The organism is Helicobacter fennelliae (genome assembly GCF_900451005.1).
Lineage (GTDB): Bacteria > Campylobacterota > Campylobacteria > Campylobacterales > Helicobacteraceae > Helicobacter_B > Helicobacter_B fennelliae.
The window spans coordinates 1,016,192-1,028,057 of the sequence record NZ_UGIB01000001.1 but is presented as its reverse complement, the minus strand read 5'-3'; the positions used below and the strand labels follow the sequence as shown (position 1 = coordinate 1,028,057).

Here is an 11,866-nt window from a genome sequence, read left to right as displayed (position 1 = left end):
ATGCCACATAATGCTTCAATACCCTTCAAAAATCAAATGATAATCCTCAAAATCCATTTTAGATTCTGCGCTTTCATCAAAATGTTGATTCTGGGGTTGGTTGGCTGGAATATCGATAAAATCCTGCGTAGTAGGTGAAGTGGAATTTGAATTGGAATCTAGCGTAGAATCCAAAATAGATTCCGGTTTAGATTCTAGCGTAGATTTTGAAGTGGATTCTGAAGATGTTTGGTGATTAGATTCTGCTTGTGTGTTTTGTTGTGTGGTTTTGGCGGATTGTCGTTGGGTTTGGCGATTGTGGAATGAATTAGCAATGGCTTGGTTTTTGGCTGAGAGTTTTGCCACATTTGTCGCGTTAGATTTTGTCGTAGTCGGTTTTGTCGCGCTGGATTTTGCTAGAGGTAGAGATTTTGAGTTACTTTGTGCTGTGATTTGGTTTTTGTTTTGTGATAATGCAAGATGTGGTGGAAGATAGGATTGCAAAAGAGCTATTTTTTTTGTAATGCTTTTATAATACGATTCTGCAAGCACATTGCTTGTTTTGTCTTTTTCCCATTTAAAGCCTTTATTATAGGATTTAATCGTATTTTTAAGATTTTTTTTGTGGTAATTATACCAATACAATAATGTGCTTAAGGCGATTTGGCTTGCAAAGTCTTTGTCATCAATTAGCATTTGCCCCATGACATTACGCGTAAAGTCAGAATCTTTGTAGTTTGAATAATATTTGATAACGACAGGAATATGCGCGTGATATAGCCCTGCTGATGGATCAGAAAAATTCATCATATATGCGCCCGCACAGGATTCTTGCCACGCGATAGCTGCCATAATGTAGCCCATACCTTGTTTTGCGCCAAATGTATAGGCGTAGATGAGATTATCTTTTTGAGATTTTGAGAAATTTTTTGGATTTGAGCATTCGATTTTGGGAAAAGCGAGCGGACTCCCAACGCTATATACACAGCCCACCAAAAAAATACCCAAAAAAACACTGATGAACTTTTTCAATAAAAACCTTTTAATTTTTGATTTGATACAATCACGCAATTATATCCAAAAAGGATCGTCTTGAAAACAGAATTATTGATTGAGATTTTGACCGAAGAATTGCCCGCGATTCCATTTCTCAAAGAATGGAAAAATATCCCTACCAAATGGAAGCAAGCATTGCAAAAACAGCACATAGACGCGGAATGCGAGATTTATTTTACCCCTCGCAGAATCTGCATTTTTGCAAGAGATTTTCCATTACAAACGCAAGATATTGTGAGTGAATTTTTTGGACCGCCATTGCAGATTGGCTATATTGATGGCGATCGCCTAAAGGGCTTATCTCAAGCTGGTATTGGGTTTTTAAAAAAGGCAAATATCACAAAAGAGCATCTCACCACAATTACAAAAGACAATAAAGAGGTGCTTTATGCCAAACGCATTCTCTCTGGCGTGCCAAGCAAGCAAATTATCGTAGAAGTGGTGGTAGAGTTTTTGGATTCTTTGCAGTTCGGTAAATCTATGCGCTGGGGAAGCAATCAAAAATCTTTCATTCGTCCTATTCGCAATATTTTGATCTTGCTTGATAAGACACACATCACGACTAAAGCATTTGGACAGCAAGGATATGCAGCGACACTTTTGCATAGGGATTTTGGTGGAGAGTGGGTGCAGATTTCAAGCCTTGATTGCTACCTAAAATCGCTACAAAATGGCGGGATTATTCTTGATTATGAGCAGCGCAAAAGTTTGATTCTCTCACAAATTCAGCACATAGAGCAACAGCATCACATCAAAGTTGAAATCGATCAGAATCTACTTGATGAAATCGGCGCGATTACAGAATACCCAACCGCGCTTTTAGGGCATTTTGATAAACAATTTCTCTCTCTGCCAAAAGAAGTTATCATTACTTCGATGAAAGAAAATCAGCGGTATTTTGGCGTATATCAAAAACATCACAAAAACGACTCTCAAAATAATTGCCAAAATGATTGTTTATATAATGGATTTATAGTCGTTGCAAACTCGACGACAAAGGATTTTAGCCAAATCATAAGTGGCAATGAGCGCGTGCTTAAAGCGCGCTTAAGTGATGCGATGTTTTTTTATCAAAATGATATAAAAACCCCACTACAAAGCGCACCTTTGGCAAAAATCGCATTTGTTGATGAGCTTGGAAGTATGCTTGATAAAGTCAGAAGAGAGCAGGCTATTGGTGCATATCTTGCTCAAAAATACAACCAGAATCTAGATTTTATCACCAAAGCACTTGAATTTGCAAAAAGTGATTTATTAAGTGAAATGGTCGGAGAGTTTCCGGAGTTGCAGGGCATTATGGGGTATTATTATATGCTCGCACAGCATAATGACGCGCCATTGGCACTTGCCATAAAAGAGCAGTATTTGCCAAATAGCGAGCATTCTGCCTTACCTAGTAATGTCGCTAATGCCATTGTTGCGATGAGTATAAAGCTTGATAATTTGCTCTCACTCTTTAGCATAGGCAAGATTCCAAATGGCTCAAAAGATCCATTTGCGTTGCGTAGAGCGGCAAATGGATTGCTTAAAATTATTTTAGAATTTAATTTAGAATTTGATTTGGATTCTGATTTGCAGATTCTCACACAAGGCGCGCCAAACACCCCAAATACACCAAACCAGAATCTAAATGGCGCAAAAAATAGCGCAAGCGTTTATAAGGCATTTGATATAGATCTTTTGCGCTCATTTTTGCTTGAACGATTAGAATCTATCCTTAAGCTTAATGCACTACTCTTTAGAAGTGTAGCCAAAAGCGATACAAAAGAGATTCTGCGTTTGTGCTCTAATGCTAAGGCTTTGGAGTTACTTTTAGATAGAAGCGATAGAGAGCAGCTTATTAGTGTGTTTAAACGAGTTGCCAATATCACAAAAGATATGAGTAAAGACACTGATATAAGCATTGATGAGAAGTTATTATCTGCGCCACAAGAGAAGTTTTTGTATGAAGCGCTAAAGGGCATTTGGGCTTTGGATTCACTAGATTCATTAGATTCTACAAGTTTTTTGGAGCGACTTTTTGAGTTGCGATTGCCATTAGAGGCGTTTTTTGAGTATGTTATGGTGAATGATGAGAATCTAAATATTCGCAAAAACCGCAAAGCTCTTATTTTTGCGATTTATTTGGAGTTCAAAAAAATCGGCGATCTCAAGGAGCTTGCGATATAAACTCAAAAAATGTGAGTAAAATATTTTTTATCACAAGAATTTATGTAAATACATTACAAAGTTTTAATAAAACCATTGTAAAATCCTAAGTCCATTTTGATTTTTGGGGTTACAATGAAGATTCTGTTTTTAATCTGTTTATGTAGCGGGGCTTTGCTAGCACAGACAATCAGCAAAGAAGCGTTTTTTGAAGCGATTGAAAAAAATTCAATCAGTCTTGTCAAAAACAAAGCCCAATTTCAAAGCCTTTTAGAAGATCAAAAAGCCATGAATTCGTGGAATAGCCCATACGCTGAAATCGAGGGCGGAATGACAAAAAATCCTCTAGGCAGGCAAGAGCTTGAGACGACAACGCTTTTTATGGTTAATCCAAAGCTTCCATGGGTGCAGACACTTCTCCACAAAAGCCTAAAGCTTCAAGGCGAGCAGTATCAAAAAACATATACCCTCTACAAAAACCTAGCCTTTATCTCGGCAAAGCAAACCTATCTCACCTATGTCATCACCAAAGAAAAATACAAAATCTACTCACAAAGAGAGCTAAATTTCCTCTCACAGCTCAAAATCGCCAAAGCCAAACTCAATGCCGGCGGAATGTCGCAAAAAGACTATATCAGCTTTAATAACTCATATTTAGATGCAAAACTCTTAAAAAAGCAAGCCCAAACGCAACTCTTAGATTTGCAAAAAGTCTTGCATCAGCTTTTGGGAATCCAAAACACGCACGCAATCCAAGACATCGAAGATGTGATTGAGCCTGTGCGCGATATTGAAATCAATGGGCTTGGCTTTGGCTATATCCAAATCAGTATGGATTTTGTGTATAATGCGCTCAACGATTCAGCTTATATGCAAATCCTTGATTTACAAGCCAAAACTTACCAAAATAGTGCAAAACTTGCAAATCGCGATCGTTTTGATAGCTTTGAGCTAGGTGCTGGGATTATTAGTTCTGAAAGCTCAAATGGAGCGGCATTTAGATTCTCGATTCCGCTTCCTATAACGCCTAAAAATACACATCTCAAAAGAAAATATCTTGCATTACAAAGTGGGGCATTACGAGAGGGGGAAATCACAAAAACAAATCTCTACATTAGTGCGGATTCGTATTGGGATCAGCTTCAGAGCAAAAAGCATTATATTGAACTCCAAAAAGAAAATATAGAAAACAAAAAAAGCCTCGTAGAAATGGGGAAAATCGCTTATGAAGCGCAAAAAATAAGCCTCTTTGAATATCTTGCGTATCAAAACTCATATATGGATAGTTTGATAACGCTTGCAGACGCAAAGCTTGAATATGTAACCATTCAATCAATGTTAGAAGAAACTTTAGGAATAATGTTAGGAGAGCAAGAATGAAAAAGTTTATTATAGTCTCTGTAATGGGATTTAGTTTAGCATTTGGATACAACGAAATAAAAATCAGCCAAGCTCAAATTCAAGGCTTAGGAATCAAAAACATTCCAATCCAAAATCCTGCCATTATACGCGGTGTTCCATTTAATGCACTGATTGATTTTGATGATAAAGATTCTACCACGCAAAGCTCGACATTTGATGTGATTGTGGTGGCGATATACAAAAGAGAGGGAGAATCCATAAAAGCAGGGACAGAAGTTTGTGAGATCAGCTCAAATGAGCTAAACGCGCTGTATTATGAGCTTCAAAATACGATTAATAAATATCGTGTCGCTGAAGAAATAGCGCGTAAAGACAAAGAATTGTTTGAAGCAGGTGTGATCTCTCAGCGAGAATATCAAGTCAGCTATCTTGCAAGTAATGAGCTTTATCTTAAGCTCTCACAGCTCAAAAGCACTTTTCGACTCTTTGGGATCGATCCTGACAATCCCACAGGAAAATATGGCTTCAGAGTAATTGCTAAAGATAATGGAATCTTATCAGTCGCACCAAAAAAGACAGGCGAGAAGATTCCAGCTTTTACGCCTTATGTCAGAATCTCCAAAAACAACAATCTCCTAGCGCGCATTCGGATTCCGCTTTCAATCTCAGAATATGTGCTTCCGGGCTCAAAAGTGTATAGCGAAAAAGGGCAATACATCGGCGATATTACAACCGTCTCTGTTGTCATTGATAGGACAAATAACTCTATCACTGCCACAGCCGATCTCAAAGGATCAGATGAGGGGACTTTTAGGGTTGGGGAAATTGTTGATATATATATCAAAGGCGAGCAGCCAAAAGGCACATTTGCTGTGCCATCAGATGCGGTGATTAAAAACGAAAAAGATGATTTAATCTTCATCAAAACAAAAAATGGCTATTTGCCAAAAGTTGTCAGAGTGATAGAAAAACGAAGTAAGTCGTTTGTGATCGATTCACAAGGGCTTAAGGGAAATGAGCAAATCGCATCAGGCGCACTCATACCCCTTAAAGGACTTGTCAATAATATAGGAGTGAGATAATGCTTGCTCGAATTATTGAGTTTTCTTTATTACGTAGAATCATTATTGTTATTTTAGCACTTGGGCTGCTTGGATTTGGTGGGTATAGTTTTTTAAGCATACCTATTGATGCATTTCCTGATGTCTCTTCCACACAAGTGCGCCTAACGATAAAAGCTCCGGGTATGTCTCCTGAAGAAGTAGAAAATCGCGTTGTGCGTCCATTAGAGCTTGAGCTTCAAGGACTACCAAATCAAAAAATCCTCCGCTCAAACTCCAAATATGCCTTAGCTGATATTGTGCTTGATTTTGATGATAGCGTCAATATCTATCTTGCACGGCAAATGACAAGCGAGCGACTCACTGATGCACTAGCAAATCTTCCTGAAGGCGTTGAAGTCGGACTTGCACCGATTGTTACGCCACTTTCTGATATGTTTATGTTTACTATTGATGGAGATTTACCAAATATCGAGAAGCGACAGCTTTTGGATTTTGTGATACGTCCGGCTGTAAGGACGATTAAAGGTGTAGCTGATGTTAATAGCCTTGGTGGATTCTCAAAAGCCTTTGTGGTGATTCCAGATTTTAATACTATGGCGCAACTTGGCGTTACGATCACAAAGCTTGAAGAAGCCCTTAGTGCGAGCCTCAAAAATGATGGCGCAGGGAGGGTTGATAGAGATGGCGAGAGCTATTTAGTCAAAATCCAAAATGCAGCCCTCACACCAAAAGAAATCGAGGCGATTACTTTGCAGACAAATGCCGGATTTGTCCGAATCGCGGACTTTGCTGATGTCAGCACAAGCTATTTGACAAGGCTAGGGTTTGTAACCAAAGATGGAGTTGGCGAAACGACTGAAGGAATGGTGCTTTCACTCAAAGGCGCAAACTCAAAAGAAACCATTGTCAAAATCAAAGAAAAATTTGAAGAGCTTAAGCCACTTTTGCCTGAAGGTGTGAGTTTAAATATCTTTTATGACAGATCGGATTTAACTCAAAAAGCCGTGGATAATGTTACAAAAGTGCTTATTGAAGCCATTGTGCTTATTGTTGTGTTGTTGTTTTTGTTTTTGGGAGATTTGCGCGCAGCCATAGCTGTGAGCGTGATATTGCCACTTGCACTCTCTGTGGCATTTATCTGCATGAGTCTTAATGGAATGACAGCAAATCTGATGAGCTTAGGAGGGTTAGCCATAGCGATTGGGATTCTTGTAGATTCTGCTGTGGTTGTCGTAGAAAACGCATTTGAGCGTCTTAGCTCAAATACAACCACCACAAAGCTACACGCAATGTATCGCGCGTGCAAGGAGATTTCAGTATCAATTGTGAGCGGGATTATCATCATTATCATATTTTTTATTCCTATCCTTACGCTTGAGGGCTTAGAAGGAAAAATGTTTGCACCATTAGGCAAAAGCATTGTGTTTGCATTGCTTGGATCATTGGTGCTCTCAATCACTGTTGTGCCGGTTGTTGCTTCATTGGTGCTTAAGACAAAAGAGCACAAAGAGACTTTTTTGACACGATTTTTTTACAGAATCTACACGCCAGCCCTGCAATTTTGCCTTAATCATAGCAAGCTTGTAATCAGCTGTGCAGTTGTGTTTTTGGTTTTTGCGTTGTCGTTGTTTTCATTTGTGGGTAAAGCCTTTATGCCAACTCTTGATGAAGGTGATGTGGTTTTGACAATCGAGACAACTCCATCAGTTTCACTCGCGCAATCACGAGAGATTCTGCTTAAAATCGAAAAACAAATCCTTGATTCAGTTCCAGAAGTCAAAACCATTGTCACAAGGACAGGTTCTGATGAGTTGGGATTAGACTTATCAGGGCTTAATCAAACCGATGCGTTTATATCATTCCACCCAAAAGAGCAGTGGCAAGTCAAGACAAAAGAAGAGCTGATTGCTAAAATCTCAAATTCACTTAATGATTTTGTAGGGATAAATTTTATTTTCACACAGCCCATTGATATGAGGATTTCAGAAATGCTAACCGGTGTGCGCGGGGATTTGGCGATCAAAATCTTTGGCGATGATATTTTTACGCTCAATGAATTAAGCAATCAAATCAAAACAATCATTGAAGGCGTGCGTGGCGCGACAGAAGTTTTTACAACGCTCAATAAAGGTGTAAATTATCTTTATATCACGCCGGAGAAGCACACGATGTCAAATGTCGGAATCTCTGTTGATGAATTTTCAAAATTTATGAAATCCTCTCTTGAGGGCGTGATTGTCTCATACATTCCTATGGGTGTGGCAAGGATTCCGGTAATGATCCGTCAAGATCCAGAGATTTCGACTGATATTACCAAGCTTGAAGCCCTTGAGATGTTTTCTTCGCGCGGGTATGTTGTGCCTATCAGCTCGATTGCAGAGATCAAAGAAGTTGATGGACCAGTTACGATTGTGCGTGAAAATAATCGAAGAATGAACGTTGTGCGAAGCAATGTCAAGCATAGGGATTTGGGAGGCTTTGTTGAAGAAGTGAAGTCCAAAATCTCTCAGCAAGTCAAACTTCCGCCAAATTATTTTATTACTTATGGTGGGCAGTTTGAGAATCAGCAGCGGGCAAATGCGCGATTTGCGGTTGTGATTCCGATTAGTATCGTTGTGATATTTTTTATTTTATATTTTACTTTTAAGAGCATTCCTCTAGCACTACTTATTTTGCTTAATATTCCATTTGCTGTTACAGGCGGGCTTATATCGCTATTTTTATCCGGCGAATACATCTCCGTGCCAGCGAGCATTGGGTTTATTACATTATTTGGTATTGCAGTGCTTAATGGCGTGGTGATGATTGGGTATTTCAAAGAGCTTATTAAGCAAGGCAAAAGCATAGATGAAGCCGTTGTTATGGGTGCGAAGCGACGATTGCGCCCGATTTTGATGACTGCATTTATCGCAGCATTTGGGCTTATACCAATGCTCCTCTCTCATGGCGTAGGAAGCGAAGTGCAAAAACCATTAGCAATCGTTGTGCTTGGTGGGCTTGTAACCTCAAGCTTGCTGACATTGCTTCTTTTGCCAGTTATGTTTAGAATCATTGCCAAAAAAATCTCTATTTAGGAATGTTTAGATGTGTTTATTGCAAATTTATATCGATAGCAAGCTCAAAGATCACATTGTAGATGCGCTTTTGGAGCGGAGCTTAAATAATTTTTATTACACAGACTGCAACAAATACGCAGCCATTGATTTACTTTTGAGTGAGCGAGAGCAGGTGAGCGGACGCAAAGAATACGGAAGCCTTTGCCTTTTTGTCGAATACGATGTCGCGATTGAGTTAAGCGAGTTTTTTCATCAAATCTATGGCAAAGAAGATGTGAATTGCTTTGTATTTCGAGGCATAGAACGACTTTAACTTGCTATAATTCAGACAAAACCAGAATCTAAAAGGAATACTATGAGTCTTAAAACAAAATTCGCCCAAAAGTTACGCAATCTTTTAGGCGTGCAGCAACTCTCATCTATGGTCAATCAAGAATTGCGCACCAATCGTGCATTAAGTATTCTTTCATCTTTAGGACTTCCCAAAGATGTGGAGCTTAGTTTGCAGCTTGCGCTCTATCCGCAGCCAAATGAAAAAAGTGGCATTACATTACTTACTTCTACACAAGAGTATTTGATGATTAAAAACTATCTCTCTTTAGTCCGACCATTCAAATCTCGCTCACTTCATCTCGCGCGTATCGGCGGCAGAGGCGATGGTGGATATGTCATGCTTGATATAGAATCTGATGTAGAATCTAAAGCAAATGACGCAAATAATATAAGTCATAATAATTGCCCCCCCCCCAAACAGGATTTAGGTAATAATTCTTCTCTTTCAAGCTCTTTTCTTTTAGATTCTTCTACAAATCTTTCTTTTGCAAAATTTTCTTCTGCAAAGCCCAAAGCCATATCCTTAGGCGTTTCGGCTTATTCTCCTTGGGATCTTGAAATGGCACAAAAGGGCTATCAAGTGATCGAATATGACGCAAGTATCGAAAAATCGCCCTATAATCACCCAAATATTACTTTTGTCAAAAAATTTGTCGGCACAGAAGATGCCCGTGATACCATAAGCTTTGAGTCCGTGATACAAAGCCAGAATCTAGATCCAAACGCGTATAATGTCTTGCAAGTGGATATAGAAGATAGCGAATGGGCGATTTTAGAAAAGGCTGATTTGCAGCTTATCGCCAAATATTTTCCGCAAGTGCTTTTTGAATTCCATAATTGCAATCCTTGTGATGAGGCATTAAGTGCGAGGCGATTGCAGATTCTCTCCAAGATAAATGAATTATACGCGCCTATCCATACACATTTCAATCATCACGGATGCGCTTTTTATGCGATTATGGATAATGAGTATAAAAATGGGCTGTTTTGGTGCGACACGATAGAAGTCTCTTATATCCGCAAAGATCTGCTACCACATGATGCTAAGCCACTCTCTGGAGTCGGGCTGCGCGTAGGGCTAGACACTCCAAATAGTCTATTTTTTCCAGATTTACCACTTGTTTTTAGGGATTAGAGCAAGACTTTGTGTTTTATCTTTTAGAGAATCTAGACTTGTTGGCAAGCGATTCCAAATGAGATTCCAGGGTTTAGTCAGATTTTAGGTATTTTTGCTACAATACCAATTTCACAGAATCTAGAGAGGTGTCCGAGTGGTTGAAGGAGCACGCCTGGAACGCGTGTAAGGTGCAAGCCTTCGAGGGTTCGAATCCCTTCCTCTCTGCCATATCTAAAAGCTCTCATCTGCGCGCGGATCTCGCATATCGCGCCAAATATTCCAAAAATTCCCCTTTAGTCTCATAAATGGCTCTGCAAACTCTATCTCTAAAGTCTGCCTTGAGAAGTCAATCATACATTTTGTCGCTTGCAATGTTTTTGTCGGATTTGTAAGCCAAAGGCGAGAATCTAGACGCAAACCGCTTATTTTAGATTCTGCTTGCAGTGCAAAATCCCCCAAACCCAAAACATCATCGCCAAGAATTGATACTTGTTGGGAGTTGAGATTGAGCCAGCCTTTATAAAACTCCAAATTATACGTGCCATCTATCCTCAGCAAAGCATCTAAAACATCAGGTGTGCGCATCATCAAGAGGATTTTTTGCAAGCTGATATTCTCACCTTTAAACTTCACAATCCCGTGATTAAGGCTTAATGCTAAGATTCCGCCAAATGAATCAGTTTGGGCATTGAGCAATAGAGCTTGCTGCAATGACAATGCGCTTGCTTGATAGGATTGTGTGGCTTTTTGCGGGGCTTTGTATGCAAAATCCCCGCTAAATTTAAGGTTATCATTATGTGTGCCATCATTAATGTTGTATGCAGTGTTTGGCTTTGTTTTTGGATTAGGGCTGAAGGGCTTTAAGATTTTAAGCTGAAAAATCCCTTGATGAGTATCTGTTGAGATTTGAGGTATATCAAGCTCTACTAATGGCGTTTGTGAAGCATCATACATGATAGCTTTTGTGGGCGCATTTGATGTGGTTATATTGCTTGTTGCGCGTATGAAATAGGTAGCATTTTGCGATCGTAAGGCTATAGTATGCGTGAGTGTGTTTTGGCTCAATTCCCATTTGGCGTCTATATGAAGCACTAAATCATAAAGTGAAAAGCCTAGAATCTGCGCTCTTGCAATATAGCGATCATCGCTTTTTTTGATATAAAACGCTACATTTTCACGTCGATCGCTTTGCAATCCAAAAAACCCCAACACATACTCCAAAGCGATATTTTTCCCCATACACTCAAAGCTTTCAAGCTTAAAAAATTTTCCCTTAGCATTGAGATAAAGCAAATTTATAGGTTGCAAATTTTGCGAGGATTTTGGCGTAGATTTTGGATTTTGCAAATTTTGCGTAGATTTTGCGTTGTGTGAATATTGAATATTTTGCGTAGATTGTGTCGGGCGCGCTATGAGTTTATAGTCATTATATGTGCCAAATGCTTGCAAAGTGAGGTTAAGATCATGTGTGCGATCGATAGCATGAGCTGTGAGATGAAATGAGCCTAGAGAATATGTGCCATTTATCATAATCTCTAAAGACTCTTGAGCCCTAAATTTCGCGCTTAATTTTCCAAAGCGAATGCGTAACTCCTGAATCTGCAAAGGAAATGGCGCATAAAGATTAAGCAAAGTCTGCGCAAATGGCGTGCTTATGGAATTACCTATCGGGGTAAAAATAAGCCCTATAAGACAGAGCAAAAGCACGCAAAAAAATGTGCCAAACCAGCTTAAGAGTTTTTTCATCTAAG

Annotated in this window: 8 protein-coding genes and 1 tRNA gene; 7 read left to right on the top strand and 2 right to left on the bottom strand. The window is 39.2% G+C overall.

Translation table 11 applies throughout. The annotated features are described in order from the left end of the window. Positions 1-15 precede the first annotated feature (15 nt). Positions 16-1,011, bottom strand: a complete 996-nt coding sequence (locus DY109_RS05040; protein WP_023949686.1) for a hypothetical protein — start codon at positions 1,009-1,011, stop codon at positions 16-18. 60 nt (positions 1,012-1,071) lie between these two features. Here DY109_RS05040 and glyS point away from each other — a divergent pair, with 60 nt between their 5' ends. From glyS to DY109_RS05005, 7 genes are all read left to right on the top strand, one after another. Beyond that, on the top strand, positions 1,072-3,204 hold the full coding sequence (gene glyS, locus DY109_RS05035; protein ID WP_023949685.1) for a glycine--tRNA ligase subunit beta: 2,133 nt from the start codon (positions 1,072-1,074) through the stop codon (positions 3,202-3,204). A 114-nt stretch (positions 3,205-3,318) separates the two neighbouring features. Next, positions 3,319-4,563 (top strand): TolC family protein, encoded by a 1,245-nt coding sequence (locus DY109_RS05030; RefSeq protein ID WP_023949684.1) that lies wholly within the window; start codon positions 3,319-3,321, stop codon positions 4,561-4,563. After that, the gene (locus DY109_RS05025) at positions 4,560-5,627 is read left to right on the top strand and encodes an efflux RND transporter periplasmic adaptor subunit (protein WP_023949683.1); all 1,068 of its coding nucleotides are present in this window, start codon (positions 4,560-4,562) and stop codon (positions 5,625-5,627) included. Before DY109_RS05030 ends, DY109_RS05025 begins: the two co-directional genes overlap by 4 nt. After that, positions 5,627-8,683: an efflux RND transporter permease subunit gene (locus DY109_RS05020; protein WP_023949681.1), complete on the top strand. Its 3,057-nt coding sequence runs from the start codon at positions 5,627-5,629 to the stop codon at positions 8,681-8,683. The genes DY109_RS05025 and DY109_RS05020 overlap by 1 nt, the downstream gene beginning before the upstream one ends. 10 nt (positions 8,684-8,693) lie before the next feature. After that, on the top strand, positions 8,694-8,978 hold the full coding sequence (locus tag DY109_RS05015) for a DUF3240 family protein (protein WP_023949679.1): 285 nt from the start codon (positions 8,694-8,696) through the stop codon (positions 8,976-8,978). A 42-nt stretch (positions 8,979-9,020) separates the two neighbouring features. Further along, positions 9,021-10,133: a hypothetical protein gene (locus tag DY109_RS11990; RefSeq protein ID WP_023949677.1), complete on the top strand. Its 1,113-nt coding sequence runs from the start codon at positions 9,021-9,023 to the stop codon at positions 10,131-10,133. A 122-nt stretch (positions 10,134-10,255) separates the two neighbouring features. Continuing rightward, positions 10,256-10,343: transfer RNA gene (locus DY109_RS05005), tRNA-Ser, on the top strand. A 3-nt stretch (positions 10,344-10,346) separates the two neighbouring features. Here DY109_RS05005 and DY109_RS05000 read toward each other — a convergent pair. Next, complete coding sequence (locus DY109_RS05000; protein ID WP_023949675.1) at positions 10,347-11,861, bottom strand: hypothetical protein; 1,515 nt, start codon at positions 11,859-11,861, stop codon at positions 10,347-10,349. Positions 11,862-11,866 lie beyond the last annotated feature (5 nt).